Raw genomic sequence first — 15,887 nt, 5'->3', positions numbered from 1 at the left:
CCCCGAGCTGAAACGCCGCCTCTCCCTGCGACGTGCCGCTGGCAGTGCAGTCTCCTCCGGAGCCGGCCCAACCAGCCGTCGCATGGTCGTGGCAAGGCTCGATCTCGGCCGTTCCGGTTACGGTCACTGGGGCGGGGGTGTGCCCTTAACGGTGCGAACAGATGTATGTGGCCATCGGCCCAATCAAGCATAAAGCATGGGAAATGCTTCAACCATGACGTTAGTCGTTGCAAAGATGGCTGTGCAAAATAGTGTGGTTCGAAGAGGGTTCCGATAATGTCTTCAATAATCAAGTTTTTCCGAATTACATTCTTTCTCGTCCTATATTTTTTCTTATGCATGGTCGTGGTGACCACAATGCTTCAGGCTTGGCCGATTGGCGGCCAGATGTTGTTTGCATTTGGTGTTCCCGTCATTCTGGTCTGGTGGCAAGAAAAACGGAGATCGCGGAAAGTCGCTGCAAAGGCGCAAGCTGAGGGGAGTTCCGCAAACCTACCCTCCCGACCTGAGCCGGTGCCGCGCCCAAGTGCCTACGACAAGCGTATCGAGCGTGAGCGCGAACGAACCCGCGAAGCCAACGCGTCCAAACAGCCGGCTGCCGTGCAGGCTTACTCCCCACCAAAGCAGGACTACGCTGAAATCGTTCGGGCTGGAAAGTCTGCGGCGCCGGCACTTGCCGCGGCCGCAGAACGAAACCAGCCCTCGCGAGTGGCATCGAGCGCATCGGCCCGATCATCGAAAAGCGAGTGGGTCCCGTCTAATGAAACAGCTAGCGTGGCCGGCCGCGCCATCGGAGGGATGGTCTATGTTGGCACGCCTCCCTTGCTGAACACCTACGGGTATCGTGACAAGTGCCGAGCCTATATCGATCCATCCCTGTCTGTCGCGCGCTCTGGAGCCGACAAAGCTGGTGAAGGTATGCCCTACTGGCCCGGATACTCGGATATCTCACCTCAGTGCCGGGCGACCTACCTCGATTGGTTGGCCAGCGGGCGCAACGACGCCTCCTACAACCCCGGCTACATGTTCCTGTACTTCTACGGGCTGGAGCGTCGCTTCTTCGTCGATCAGTCCAACGAAGATGCCAAGGATATCGTCCAGGAAGTCCGGCGGCTGCAGTCACTTTACCCTGACAACCACTCCGTCAGGCGCTATTTGGGCGAGTTCCTCGACATTGCGATGCTTGCCGAAACCGACCTCGACGCTATCGAGCCGATTTTCGAGAGGCAGAGCTGGGAACTTCCGTTCTCACTCAAATACGCAATCGGAGCTCGGATCGACAAAGGCGAGAACCTGACAGCTGACTGGTTGCTGAGTTGGTTCATCTGCCATCCGGAAACAAACCTGAGAACTCCCGCGACGCGGTGTCGTGACGAGTTCGTCGCTCTTTTCCGTATGCGGTTTGATCGGCGTTTTCCTGATGGGCTCAAAGTTACAAAGCCCCGGAAATCTCTCACGGCATCCTATCGGGCCGCCTCCAGCGAGTTTCAGGGGTCCGCCAACCCAACCGTCGACGGCAAGCCGGTTCCCGATATTTCCGGCCTGCGCAAGCCGGTTGAGATTGCCCAGGAGTTGGCTGACGAGGTGATGACCGACCTCGACAAGCTCAGTCGCTTCCTGGGCCGAAACCCTGATGGCCGCGGAAGCGTTGAAGCTCATGCATTGCTGCCTTCTGAACTGTGGGATGCCTTCCCATCCGAGGAAATGGACCGCTTGAAATCTTGGGCAAGCACTATCGTCGATCGGGGGGGATTGGTGCCGCTTGAGGAGGTGATCGGACGTCTGGAGGGAGAAACGAGCGAGAAAATCGGGAAACGGCAGATGACAGGAGCGGCCGATGCGCTCGCCCGCCTCGGTTTCGGTCTGGCGCCCGACCCTCGGTTTGCGCTCCGGTCGCCCAAGGCGGAGGAGCCTGTTGTCCTGTTCAGCCTGGGCGAACCCATCGAAAGACTGGAGGAAGTTTCCGACAGCTATCGAAGCGCTCTGATTGAATTGGCACTTGGGTCGTTCGTTGCTCATGCGGATGGTCGCATCGCGGATCCTGAACGCAGGGCACTGGAGGATCAGGTTTCTGCCGCGTCCCTCAGCGATCAGGAACGCCGCAGGCTGCGTGCAAACCTTGAATGGTTCCTGGCCGTGCCACCGGACATGGCACTTCTGCGGCGGAAACTGAAGGAGGTGGGCCAAGACAGCCAGGCCGCTATGCGGGCAGCGCTGGTTGGTGCAGCACATGCTGATGGCATTATTCACTCCGACGAAGTTGCAAGCATCGAGAAAATCTACAAGGCTTTGGGTCTAGATCCTGCGCTTGCCTACTCAGACCTGCATGCTGGCGAAGTTGCGGATGGTCCTCGCACTGTTCGTGCCTCGAAACCGGGTCGTCCGGGCGAAGCGATACCCGATCTTGAGAAAGCCAGCGGACCCAAGCTCGACGCTACGCGGATCGCAGCAATCCGTTCGGACACCGAGCGCGTGTCGTCCGTCCTCGGTCAGATTTTCGATGTCGAAGAGGAAGAAAGCGGTGCCTCCACGCCTGACTACCAAAGCCAGGTGGCAGGGCTTGACCCGAAACACGGCGCACTTGTCCTCGAAGTACTTACCCGGGGGCATTGGTCTGAGACCGAGTTCGAGAAGATCTGCGCCTCGCATGGTTTGATGGTATCCGGGGCTTTGGAAGTCGTGAATGAATGGGCTTTTGAGACCTACGATGAAGCGCTGCTCGACGAGTATGATGGATATGACGTGTCTCCGGAGATTGCGGAGGCAGTAAAAGAAAAGATGAGTGCGGAGGGCAGGGATGTCGAAGTTGAAACCACGTGAACGCGATGCAATCGTACAGGCGCTTCGGGCCGGGGTCGTGCCCAAGCTCGGCCTGCGTCACATCCAGGTCGGCCGCGTCCGCGAGATTGAAGAGCTCGTCAAGGACATGGACCGGATATCCGACGGCGGATCGGCGATCCGGTTCATCATTGGAGAATACGGATCGGGAAAGACGTTCTTCATGAATCTGATCCGTCTTGTCGCGCTTGAAAAGGGTCTGGTGGTGATGTTCGCGGACCTGGCGCCCGACCGGCGCATTCACGCGACCGGTGGTCAAGCTCGAGGCCTCTATGCAGAGATGGCCCGAAACCTGTCGACACGGACAAAGCCAGATGGCGGGGCCTTGGCCAGCGTGGTGGAGCGTTTCGTCAGCCAGGCACACCGCGATGCTGAGGAACGCGATGCGCCCACGGGGTCTGTCATTCGTGAACGCCTTGGTCACTTCGAAGAGCTCACCGGGGGTTTTGAATTCGCAGAGGTGATCCGGCGATATTGGGAAGGCCATGAGACCGGCGACGACGAGTTGAAATCCGCTGCCTTGAGATGGCTGCGTGGTGAATTCGCCACACGCACCGACGCGCGCAAGGCGCTTGGTGTGCGAACGATCATCGACGACGCCAGTGTCTATGACCATCTGAAGCTGATGTCGGCATTCGTGTGCGAGGCCGGGTATAAAGGATTGCTGGTCGGCCTCGACGAGATGGTGAACCTCTACAAGCTCACTTCGTCGCAGGCCCGCAATGCAAACTACGAACAGATCCTCCGGATCCTGAACGATGTGCTGCAGGGTAGCGCCGAGAACCTCGGATTCCTTATGGGTGGAACCCCGGAGTTTCTGATGAACACCCGTCGAGGGCTCTATAGCTACGAAGCCCTTCAATCGCGTTTGGCCGAGAACACCTTCGCGCGAGACGGATTGGTCGACCTTTCAGGACCGGTTGTCCGGCTGGCCAGCCTGACCCCTGAAGATCTCTTCGTTCTTCTGGCCAATGTGCGGCGGATCATGCAGGACGATGCCGGTGCTCTGCCGGACGACGCGCTCGAGGCCTTCATGGCGCATTGTTCGGACCGGATCGGTGAAGCTTACTTCCGCACCCCGCGCAATACGGTGACGGCCTTCGTGAACCTGCTTTCCGTACTCGAGCAAAACCCCGGTGTCGAGTGGAGCGATCTGATCGAAAAGATCGAAGTCTCCGAAGACCTCGGCGAAGACATGACCGAGGTAGACGAGTCGACTGGTGCCCAAGACCTTGGTGACGATGATCTGATCAGCTTCAAGCTCTGACGCCGATGAGCAGTGCGTTCGACAAACTGGCGAGGCCTGTGCAGAAATGGATACGTCAGCAAGGATGGCGCGAGCTTCGCGACATCCAGGCGCGATCCATCCGGACGATCTGCGAAACCAATGACGATTTAATCATTGCAGCTACTACGGCGGGCGGAAAGACCGAGGCGGCGTTCCTGCCGTTGATTTCACAGGTGCTTGACGAGCCGTCGGGCGGCACCGGTTTCGACCTGCTCTACATCGGTCCGCTGAAAGCCTTGATCACGGACCAGGCCATGCGGCTGGAGGGCATCTGCCAGGAAGCAGAGATTCCGGTTGTTCCCTGGCACGGGGATGTCTCGCAATCGATCAAGACGCGCGCGTTGAAATCCCCAAAAGGGATCCTGCTGATAACCCCAGAGTCCCTTGAGGCGCTTTTCATTCGTCGCGGTTTGGAAATTGCACGCCTGTTTGGGGCCACGCGGGCAGTCGTGATCGACGAGCTGCACACGGTTTTGGATAGCGAACGCGGTGTCCAGCTCCGTTCACTGCTCACACGGCTAGAGCTCGCGATAAAGCGCCCAATCCGTCGGATAGGTCTGTCAGCTACGCTAGGCGACATGGACCTCGCCAAGGCCTATCTTCGCCCTGACGCCGCAAACGCTGTCCAGCTGATCGAAGCAGATGGCGGCGAGGCTGAATTGAGGCTTCAGCTTCGTGGTTACCTCTCAGGCGATGAAGATGAAAACAGCCCATCCGCAACCGAAGCGATATCAGCCCATCTGTTCAAGCATCTTCGAGGCAGCGAAAACCTGGTCTTCGCCGGAGCGCGCCAACGGGTCGAGATTTACGCAGATCGGTTGCGGGAGCTTTGCGAACGGGAGCACCTGCCGCAGGAATTCTATCCCCACCACGCGAGCCTTTCCCGAGAACACCGTGACTTCGTTGAGCGGCGCTTGAAGGACCCTGCGAAACCGACGACCGCCGTTTGCACGTCGACGCTCGAGCTTGGAATCGACATCGGTGACGTGACCTGCGTGGCTCAAATCGGTGCGCCATTCAGCGTCGCGGCGTTGCGACAACGGCTTGGCCGATCAGGCCGCCGTGAAGGACAGCCGGCCATTCTGAGGCAGTACGCTATCGAAGCCAAGTTGACGCCGGAGAGCAGTTTCGTGGATCGCCTTCGGCTCGGCCTGATCAGGTCCATCGCGATGATAGACCTCCTGCTTGAAGGCTGGTGCGAACCGCCAAAACCTCAGGCGCTTCATCTCTCGACACTCGTCCATCAGATACTGTCAGTCATAGCGCAGCGCGGCGGTGCGTCTGCAAGCGTGGTCTACAACGTGCTCTGCCGCGAAGGCCCCTTTCGGAAGGTCACAACCGAAGTCTTCGCAGATGTGTTGCGTGCAATCGGCCACCCAGTAACCGGCTTGATCGAACAGGCCGGCAGCGGGCTGCTACTTTTGGGACCCGCGGGCGAAAAGCTGGTTGAGCATTACAGCTTCTATGCGGTGTTCCAGACGCCTGAGGAGTTCCGGTTGGTCGCAGAGGGGCGGGATCTTGGAACCCTGCCGATCGACAATGTTCTTGCTCCTGGGATGCTGCTGATTTTTTCTGGGCGGCGTTGGATAGTTCAAGAAATCCATGATCGGGAAAAGGTCATCGTCGTGAAACCCGCTAAGGCTGGTGTGCCTCCAGTCTTCGGCGGCGATGCGGGGGACATTCATGACAAGGTGATCGACCGAATGTTCGCCGTGCTCGAGGGGGAATCCAGCCCAGCTTACATGGACACAGTCTCTTTGATGATGCTCGAGGAAGCGCGTGCTCACTATGAACAGCTGGGGTTTAGGGCCAATAACATGCACAGCATCGGCGAGCATACATCAGTCATTGCGACGCGGGTCGGTACGGTGAAGACATCAACCCTCGCGCTCGCACTCAGAAGTCAAGGGTTTTCGGTCGAACAGCATGACGGGTTTCTGATTGTAGAGGCCGGGGACGAAACGCCCGATCTTCGATCGGCGCTGGAAGATATTCGATCTGGCGCACCCGTCGATTTGTTCGCAGGCGCAGGCAATCTGATATCAGATAAGTTCCATCAATTTCTTACTATCGAACTTTTGGTTCGGGACGCTGAATCCTCAAAGCTTTCGACACAAGCACTTCCCGATTTGGTCAAAGCTATTCTTCAAAAAGGAACTTGAATATGTCCACGACGTGCCGGTCCACGCTTATTGTCTATGGACAACACGCAATGCGGGAGGCCCGCCTTGTGGCAGCCCGCAGCGGTCAACATGGCCTCCAGATCATGTCGTTCGAACAAGCCGCGGTGCGGCTCGCGGGCGGTTTCGCCCGCGCAATCGACGAAGAAAGCCTGCGCGCGGCGATCCAGACGGTCCTCCCTGAAACACCGATGGGCGAATTGGAAGATATCAAGATGCTGCCGGGCATGATCGGTGCGGCCGCCGACACACTGCACAAGGCGTGGCGGGCCGGTATCGATCTCGCTTCCCGTTTAGGTGATCATCCAAGGCTTGAAGCCATCGCTCGCCTGGAGGCCGCTGTCCTTGCCGAACTTCCGGGCGGAATGATGCGGCCGGTCGATATTGTCGCCGCAGCCATCAGCCGGATCACCTATGCGCCCGCCATATTCGGCTCGATGGAAATCGCCGGACTGACCGAACTGTCTCCCTGCTGGCGGCCTCTACTGAAGGCGCTCGCCGAGCACACCCCCATGCAATGGACGTCAGGTCCCCGCCCTGTCCCGGCCTGGCTCAAGGAAAGCGGCGTTCCTGTCGCTCGAGGCGATGCTGAGGCGCCGGCCATTCGATCCGTCAGTGCCGCGACCGCTTACCATGAGGCAGTCGAGACACTGCGTTGGGTCCGGTCGCTGCTCGCGTCGGGCGTACCGCCCGCCGACATTGCCATCGCCACCGCGTCGCCGGCCGACTACGACGATCATTTTCTCGCGTTGCGCGCCGATGCCAATATCGATCTGCATTTCGTTCATGGCGTCCCGGCCGTCACCACACGTGACGGACAAGCGGCAGCGGCACTCGCCGACATCATCGTGCGCGGCCTTTCGCAGTCGCGCTTGCGCCGTCTCGCCGCCCTGTGCGGCGATTCTGCACCTATGGCTTCCCTTCCCGATGACTGGATGCGCGTCCTTCCAAGCGATGCACCCTTGTCAACACCGTCCGCCTGGAACCAACTGCTGGCGCGCCTCGCGCCAGACGACTGGCCCGACGGCATGGATCACGCCCCGGTGCTGCGTGCTGCGGTCGATCTGCTGGCAAAGGGACCGGACGCGGCACAGGAAATCGGCGAAGCCTTCCTCAAGGGCCGGGCATTGTCCATCTGGCGCAAAGCCCTTCTGGCAGGGCCCGCCGGCGCGATCGACAGCACGCTGGAAACACTGAAACAGGATGACGGGCTCGAGGCCTCCGTCTCCGTGGCCTGGATGCCGGCCAGCGCGCTCGCCGCGTCGCCGCGACGCTTCGCTCGGCTGATCGGTCTCAATTCCTCCCGCTGGCCACGCGGGATCGCCGAAGATCGGCTGATCCCGGACCACATTATTCCAACGGGCGAGCTCGACCCGCTTCCCGTCAATCTGGCAGATCGCCGTGACTTTGATACGATCCTCGCCACTACGGGCAACGACGTCGTCCTCTCCCGCGCCCGACGCGACAGCGACGGCAGATTGCTGGGTCGCAGCCCCGTCCTCGCCACCTATGACGAGGATGCCTATCTGCGGCGCAACGCCGTTCCCGCCCATGCCTTCAGTGAAACCGACCGGCTGATGGCGCGGCCGCAGGAATTCGCTGCCGATCCCCAGGCATTGAGTGCGCGTTCCTGCTGGCGCGATTGGCGCATGGCCGATGTGACAGCTCATGATGGCCTGGTCAGGTCCGATCATCCTTTGGTTCTCGCGATCCTCGGGCGGACTCAGTCGGCTAGCTCGCTCAAAACACTGCTGCGCAGCCCCCTCAATTTCCTCTGGCGCTATGCTCTCGGTTGGAAATCCCCGCAAAGCAGTGCCGAGCCGCTCGTGCTTGACGCCCTGCAAACCGGCGACCTCATCCATCTGGTGCTCGACCGCGCCCTGCGAAACCTCGAAGCGACGGGCGGCCTGGCGTCGGCCGACGTGGCTGCCATTCAGGCTGCGGTGGACCAAGCCGCTGGTGCGGTGGCGGCCGAGTGGGAAAGCGAGCGGCCCGTTCCACCCGCTGTTATCTGGGGCCGCACGCTCGGGGATGCGCGCGCTCTTGCCGGACAGGCGCTTGCCTATGGCAATGATCATTTGCCGGGCAGCCGATCCTTTGGCGAGGTCCCGTTCGGCGGGTCCGAGCCCAAGTCGGAGGCGGCATTGCCCTGGGACGCCAGTGTGCCGGTGATCATCCCCGACACCGGATTTCACATTGCCGGCTATATCGACCGGCTCGACATCGCTGATGACGGCAGCCGGGCACTCGTGCGCGACTACAAGACCGGCAAGCCGCCCAAAGGCGACATCCGTGTAAACGGCGGCCGCGAGCTTCAGCGTTGCCTTTATGCCTTCGCCGTCAAGGCGCTCCTGGGCGACCACATCGCGATCAGCGCCTCGCTGCTCTATCCGCGTGAACCGCTCGATCTCCAGCTCGACGAGCCGGACATCGTCCTGGCGGAGATCAAGGCATATCTGCGGGCGGCGAGAACCGCATTGGCCAGCGGCGCGGCACTGCCCGGGCCGGATACCGGAGGCGACTACGACGATCTCGCTTTTGCCCTGCCGGCAAACGCAGGCGCCACCTACTGCAAACGCAAACAAGCCGCCTCGACCGAGCGGCTCAGTGAGGTCGCGCCGATCTGGGAGGCGGAATGATGAGCAGCGTGAAAGTTCTGAATGATGATGGCGCCCGGCATGACGCGATCAGCCGTCATGACCGATCCATTCTGGTTGAGGCCGGCGCGGGATCGGGCAAGACCGCCGTGATGGCCGGCAGGATCGCTGTCATGCTGGCGCAGGGTGTCGCGCCAAGTTCCATCGCGGCAGTCACGTTTACCGAACTGGCGGCCAGCGAGCTCCTCCTGCGGGTTCGGGATTTCGTCGAAGATCTCGCCGCCGGCCATATCGCACCGGAGCTCCGCGCCGGCTTGCCGGAGGGACTGTCTGCGGCACAGCGCGAGAATCTGATGTCGGCCAGCACGGCGATCGACGAAATCACCTGCTCGACCATCCACGGCTTCTGCCAGCGATTGATCAAGCCCTACCCGGCGGAAGCGGATATCGATCCGGGCGCAGCGGTCATCGACCGCAACCAGGCCGATCTCAACTTCCTCGAAATCGTCGAAGGCTGGCTGCGCGAGCGATTGTCTGGCGATCAGGGCGGCGTCCTCGCCGAGATGGTGCTGCATAACCCGGGAGAGACCGTCGCTCTGATGCACAAGATCGCCGAAGCCCTCCGGCGGTCGAGGAAACTGGTCGCACCGCAGGCGATGCCCTTTGCAGGTCACCTGCAAGCCTTCCAGCAGGCGGCCGACGAACTTTCGGCCTTTGTGCAAGGCGCCGGCGTTGATGAGCCGGAAACGGAGGTCTTCGCCGTGCGCTTTTCTGAAATGGCGGCCGCCCTTCCATCGGTTACAGATGGTTCCACGCCCGCCGGGCTCGTCGGGTTGCTGGTTGCACGCCCGCATCCCGACCTTACGACCGGGACGGGCAGCTTTTACGCCTACCGCAAGAAGGGCAAATGGGCGGCAGCGGCAAAGCAGGCAGGGCTGTCCAAGGCAGACGGCGACAGGCTGAACGATACGGCCAGCGGTTTGTACGAAGCGTGCTGTGCCGCATGGGCCGCACTACTCCAGGTGGTTTCCGGCCAGGTCCTCACGACATTGATCGACGAAGCAGGCACAATCCTTGCGCGCTATCGTGAGCACAAGCGCGCCAGCGCCCAGCTCGATTTTGACGATCTCATCTACGCCGCGCGCGACCTGTTGCGCGACCATGAAACTGTGCGACAGGCGCTCGGCCAGAGGTATTCAAAGGTCTTGGTCGACGAGTTTCAGGACACCGACCCGCTTCAGGCCGAAATCTTCTGGCGTCTATGCGGTGATCCCGGTGATGATCCGCAGGACTGGACGCGTTTCCGGATTCGGCCGGGCGCACTCTTCTTGGTTGGCGACCCCAAGCAGGCAATCTATCGCTTCCGCGGCGCGGATGTCGGCGCTTACGTCCAGGCTCGCACGGCCTTCTCGACACACGACGCGGACGGCCTCGTCTCGATCTCGACCAATTTCCGTTCCTGTGCCTCGATCCTCACCTTCGTCAACGAACGGTTCGAGACTGTCCTGTCGGCTGATGGCCAGCCCGGCTTCACAGCGCTTGATCCCTTCCACGACGATCCGGAAGACGGCGTCTGCGTCTCGGCGATCGATATCGCGGTCGCTGACGAGAACGGCAAGGCCAGTGCCGAGCAACGACGCGACGCCGAAGCCGAAGCGGTGGCTGAACTTTGCGCACGCTTGATCGGCAGCCATCCGGTCCAGGATCGCAAAGCCGGTGCACAACGCCCCTGCCAGCCGGGCGACATCGCCTTGCTCGCCCCGACCGGCGCGGAACTCTGGCGCTATGAAGAAGCCCTTGAGCTCCGGGGCATCCCGGTCGCAACCCAGGCCGGCAAAGGTCTGTTTCGCCGGCAGGAAGTGCAGGACCTTATCGCGATCACGCGAGTTCTCGCCGATCGTCGTGATACGCTGGCGCTCGGCGCATTGCTGCGCGGCCCGCTTGTCGGGCTCAGCGAAGAGGAGCTTCTGGACATCGTCTGGGCGCTTCCGCGTTCGGAAGAAGAACCCGTCCGGATCCCACGGCTCGACCTCGGCGTCGACCTCGCGGCAATAGTGCATCCGCTGGCGCGCGATGTGATCGAGCGGCTGCAAGGGCTCCAGAAACGCGCCAAAAGCACGACACCACACGATCTTCTTTCGCAGGCCGTCGACGTCCTTCGGGTACGCCCGGTTCTTCTGGAGCGGCATCGCGGTCAGGCAGAACGAGCACTTGCCAATGTCGATCTCTATCTCAGCCTCGCCGTCAGCTATGCGGTACGGGGTCTGCGGGCCTTTTCCGAGGCAATGACGGCGGCATGGGCGGATGAGGCCCGCGCGGTGGAAGGCCGGCCCGATGCGCAGGAAGAAGCCGTCGCCCTCTACACGATGCATGCCGCGAAAGGTCTTGAATGGCCGGTCGTCATCCCCATCAACACTATGACAGGGGTAATGGCGCCCGACAGCGCTGTGACCGATCGCCAGACTGATACCTTCTACTGCCCGGTTCTGGGTGTCCCTCCGTCCGGCTATGACGCGGCGCGGCAGGCAGAGAAGGATGAACTGGACTGCGAGCGGGTCCGGCTCTGGTATGTCGCAGCAACCCGCGCCCGGGAACTCTTGGTCTTGCCGCGGCTCGACGTAACGCCTTCGAAATCAGCCTGGATCGGCCTGGTGGACCTGTCCCTGACAGATCTCCCTCACCTTGACGTGTCGCATCTGCCGCTCGACACGATCGCGGCGACAGCCGCTACAGAAAACGGTCAGACACGGGAGAGTTTCGCCACTGAGGCTGGTGCGATTGTCGAAAGGCAGATGCATCTGACCTGGCTTGCGCCGAGCCGCGACGAGACGACAACAGGTTCAGTGCTTCAGGAAGAAGAACCGGACATCTGGGCCGGTTCGGCTGATGCTCAGGTGCCGGACGCCGACGCGCTCGCCTCCATCCGGGGCGGACGCGAACGTGGCTTGATCCTTCACAAGCTCATGGAAGAAGTCCTGACAGGGGAATGCAACGAGGCCGACGAGGCGCTCACCGCGCGTGCTGGAGACCTCATTTCTGCGCTCGGCAAGGAGCCTTCCTCCGATCCGGCGGACGGGCTTTCGCCTGAGGAACTGGCCGGTTGCGTGACGCGAACGCTGGCCTTGTCGGAGGTGGCGGCATTGCGTCCCTCATTGCTCGCTGAGTTTCCGGTCTATGCCTTTCAGCAAGAGGAGGCCGAACTGGTTGCGACGGCGGGCATCGCGGACGCGATTTCGGTTAATCCGGAAGGTCGGCCAGCCGTCGTGATCGACTGGAAGAGCGACGTGAATCCCGCCCAGGAGACGCTTGATCACTATCGGGCTCAGGTGCGTGCCTATCTCGATATGACCGGAGCCGAACGGGGCCTGATCGTTCTGATGACGAACGGGACGGTGATCACCGTCCCGCCTTCTCCCCAGACGATTGCGGCATAGCCGAGGACGCGACCATGGCCTCCCGCAAGCGCACCGAGCCCGTCCAAGATGATCTCTTCAATCCCGAAGTCGAACTGCTGCTGCCTGCTCGGCTTGCGATAGAGGGCAAGGCCCTGGGAAGCCCTATACGCCAATTGGCGGCTCCGCCGCAGCGCGTACGGTGCCGTCTGCGTCCCTTTTCAATCCGCCGTGTGACTGGTCATGAAACCACGCTGCCGTCTGGCGAGATACTGAAGATCATCAACGCGAAGACCGCTACGTCGCTGGAGGCGGAGCTCATTCTTCTGGTCCCCGGCGCGAGTGAGCCGGCGCAGATCGTAGAAGCACTCGACGCCGGCGAAGGCCGGTGGATGGCCCCGTTGCCCATCCGCATCGACACGTTGAGTCGCCAAGCGCGGGTCGAACGGCTGGCCGCGGTTTCGGCATCTTGGTCGGGCGCCTTTCATCTCCGCGAGGGACGAGCAGCCGAAAACGAGCGGCCAGCCCAGCTCGGTCTGCGACGTCCTCAAATCGGCGCACTGCACGCGGCTTTGGCCCATGCGACGCGATCGATCGATCCGGCCACCATCGTCATGCCGACGGGCACCGGCAAGACGGAAACCATGCTCGCGCTCAACGTCCACCAGCGCTTCGAGAGGCTACTGGTCGTAGTGCCGACGGACGCCCTTCGAGAGCAGATCGCGGGCAAGTTCGAGACCTTCGGCGTGCTGAGGCAACAGCAATGCCTGGAAGACAAGGCAGCATTTCCAGTGGTGATGCGCCTTTCGCACATTCCGACGAGGCTAGCCGACGTGGATGAGATCTTCGACAGTGCCAATGTCATCGTCACAACGATGCAGATCGCCGGTCGCGCCGAAGCGGCGGTCCAGGAGCGGATGGCGGCACGCGCCTCGGCGCTGTTTATCGACGAGGCTCATCACATCGGCGCCCCGACATGGGCGCGCTTTCGGGGCCTATTCGCGGACCGTGAGCCACCGCTCCCGATCGTCCAGTTCACCGCCACACCATTCCGTGAGGACGGCCGGCGCGTCGACGGCGAGTTCATCTACACCTATCCGCTCAAGAAGGCGCAGGCCGAAGGCTATTTCAAGCCGATTCGCTTCGAGGCGGTCTTCGGGCTCGATCAGGCAGACGCCGATCTCGCGATCGCGGGAAAGCTCGGCGAAGTCCTCCAGGGTGATCTGGACGTCAGCCTCAACCATCTCGCCATGGCGCGTTGCCAAACTATCGACCGCGCCAGAGCCCTCCACCAGCTTTACAGCGAGATGTACCCAGAACTTCGTCCGGTCATCGTCCATAGCCAGCAGTCGATCCGTGAACGCCGTGCAAACCTTGCCGCTCTGCGGCGCTTCGAGAGCCGGATCATTGTCTGCGTGGACATGCTCGGCGAAGGTTTCGATCTGCCGGAACTGAAGATCGCCGCCCTGCACGACCCGCACAAGAGCATCGCCGTTACCATCCAGTTTGTCGGCCGCTTCACCCGCCAGGATCCACGCCTCGGCGACGCCACGGTCATCGCCAACACCGGCATTGACGACATTGATCGTTCGCTGGCCAAGCTCTATGCGGAGGATGCCGACTGGAATGCGCTGGTCGAGGCACTCAGCACCGCGAAGATCGACCGGCAAGTCCGCCGTGCCGAGATGTTCAAGGGCTTTGTCGGCGACTTGAGCGACATTCCCCTGCAGACGCTCGAACCGAAGATGAACGCCGTCGTCTATCGCACCAACTGCGACGGTTGGGAGCCTTTGCGGGCCGAGGACTTATATAGTCCCGGCGTATATCTCGGCATGAAGGTCAACCCACACCAGCGTGTCGCCATCTTCGTCACCCGCTCCGAAGAGCAGGCCGGCTGGACCACGGCCCAGCACGCGACCAATGTCACCTGGGACCTGCACATGATGCATTGGGATCCCGATAGTCAGCTCCTATATATCAGCAGCTCGATCAAGGGACCGTATGACCGATTGGCCAAGGCGGTCTGCGGTGAGGCAGCGCGCCGGGTCGAGGGCGAGGAGGTCTTCCGCAGCCTGCATGGGTTCAATCGCCTGATCCTGCGCAATCTTGGCCTGACGCACCATCAGGGACGCGGTGTCCGCTATTCCATGTATATGGGTGTCGATGTCGCCGACGGACTCGACACTGCGAAGTCCCAGTCGCGCATCAAGAACAACGTGTTCGCAACCGGTTTCCTCGACGGTGTTCCCGCCTCTCGTGGCTGTTCGGCCAAAGGCAAGTTCTGGTCGATTTCGCGGGTTCGCGATCTGACTGATTGGGTCGATTGGTGCGCGGATATCGGCAAAGCCGTCAAAGATCCAGGGATCACCACCGATGGCGTCTTCAAGAGTGCGATGCGACCTCGCCAGATCAGCGAACGCCCGCAGGTGCCTCCGGTCGCGATCCACTGGCCGGAATCGCTGTTGACGCAAATCGAGGACCGGATCGAAATCAGTTTCGGCGACAAACCCGTAGCCTTCGCTGAATGCGACATCGAGCTTCTGGATCATGAACGCACGGGTCCATTGCGCTTCACGGTGCGCAGCGATAACCACATCGCCGAATTCGAAATCGTTTTTGCTGAAGGGGGTGCCAGCTATCCGCAGCGCTATGGGCCGAAAACAACCGTCAAGGTCAGCGGCAAGACGAAGTCGCTCTCGGAATCCTTCGGCGAGGATTCCCCACAGATCGACTTTGGGGATGGTTCACTGCTGATCTACAGTCACCTTTATGCTCTGCCTGAAGGCGTCTTGGTGGAACCGTATTCCGCTGATCGGATCGAGGTTTGGGATTGGTCGGAGACCAATATACGTGCCGAGGCGCAGGGTCCTGAAAAGCGGACTGACTCAGTGCAACGGCGCGTAATCGAGACATTGCTCGCAGAAGGCGACGCCTTTGACATCATCTTCGACGATGATGGGGCTGGAGAGATCGCGGACGTCGTCACCCTTCGAGTGACTGAAGGTCTCGTCCAAGTGACGCTTCACCATTGCAAATACTCCAGTTCCGACACGCCCGGCGCGCGAGTGAAGGATCTCTATGAAGTTTGCGGGCAAGCGCAGAAATCCGCACGCTGGCGTGATCGGCCCAACAGAATGCTCATACATATGTTGAAGCGGGAGAAGATACGGCTGGAGAAGGGCCAGACTTCCCGCTTCGAACAGGGAACAGCCGCATTCCTCAAAAAGCTGAAAGCGAATTGGCAGGACTATCGCTACGAATTCGATGTGCGCATCGTTCAGCCTGGCCTGTCGCGATCGGCTGTCACAGAGGAGGGACTGCATCTACTGGCCAGCGTGGAGACTTATCTCCTTGAAACGCGCGCCATGCGGCTGAAGGTTATCGCAAGCAGCTAGAAAGCCAACCTCCAGATAATGGCCCAACCCAATTGCAGTGGAGCGAACGAAATGTTCGGCGTCTTTCTCGTTGAGAGTTGTCCTAGCTTTCCATCTTTTGGTGCGGAGAGGCTCCGGATACTTTGTGTGCAACAGTCGTCCGGATTTGATGATCTTGGCCCCTCCTGCCCTTTGGTCAGGACCGCGCCCTACTCGGT

6 protein-coding genes are annotated in these 15,887 nt (G+C 61.0%); all 6 read left to right on the top strand.

Going from position 1 to position 15,887, the window contains the following annotated elements; translation table 11 throughout:
• The first annotated feature begins 276 nt into the window (after positions 1-276).
• The 6 genes from VK682_RS26125 to VK682_RS26100 are packed head-to-tail and all read left to right on the top strand — an operon-like array spanning position 277 to position 15,690.
• Positions 277-2,820, top strand: coding sequence for a tellurite resistance TerB family protein (locus VK682_RS26125; RefSeq protein WP_081285331.1), 2,544 nt, complete (start codon positions 277-279; stop codon positions 2,818-2,820).
• Positions 2,798-4,105, top strand: coding sequence for an ATP-binding protein (locus VK682_RS26120; protein WP_065331076.1), 1,308 nt, complete (start codon positions 2,798-2,800; stop codon positions 4,103-4,105). Before VK682_RS26125 ends, VK682_RS26120 begins: the two co-directional genes overlap by 23 nt.
• Before the next feature lie 5 nt (positions 4,106-4,110).
• Positions 4,111-6,288, top strand: coding sequence for a DEAD/DEAH box helicase (locus tag VK682_RS26115; protein WP_065331075.1), 2,178 nt, complete (start codon positions 4,111-4,113; stop codon positions 6,286-6,288).
• Between the two features lie 2 nt (positions 6,289-6,290).
• A complete protein-coding gene (locus VK682_RS26110) occupies positions 6,291-8,945 on the top strand; it encodes a PD-(D/E)XK nuclease family protein (RefSeq protein ID WP_065331074.1) in 2,655 nt (884 codons plus the stop codon).
• The gene (locus VK682_RS26105; RefSeq protein WP_209058342.1) at positions 8,945-12,337 is read left to right on the top strand and encodes a UvrD-helicase domain-containing protein; all 3,393 of its coding nucleotides are present in this window, start codon (positions 8,945-8,947) and stop codon (positions 12,335-12,337) included. The genes VK682_RS26110 and VK682_RS26105 overlap by 1 nt, the downstream gene beginning before the upstream one ends.
• A 14-nt stretch (positions 12,338-12,351) precedes the next feature.
• The gene (locus VK682_RS26100) at positions 12,352-15,690 is read left to right on the top strand and encodes a DEAD/DEAH box helicase (RefSeq protein WP_120352554.1); all 3,339 of its coding nucleotides are present in this window, start codon (positions 12,352-12,354) and stop codon (positions 15,688-15,690) included.
• Positions 15,691-15,887: the final 197 nt, after the last annotated feature.

The sequence above is a fragment of the Salipiger marinus genome, assembly GCF_035481585.1.
Taxonomy (GTDB): Bacteria; Pseudomonadota; Alphaproteobacteria; order Rhodobacterales; family Rhodobacteraceae; genus Salipiger; species Salipiger marinus.
Note: the sequence above shows the minus strand (reverse complement) of the source record. Positions and strands in the feature narration are given on the sequence as shown.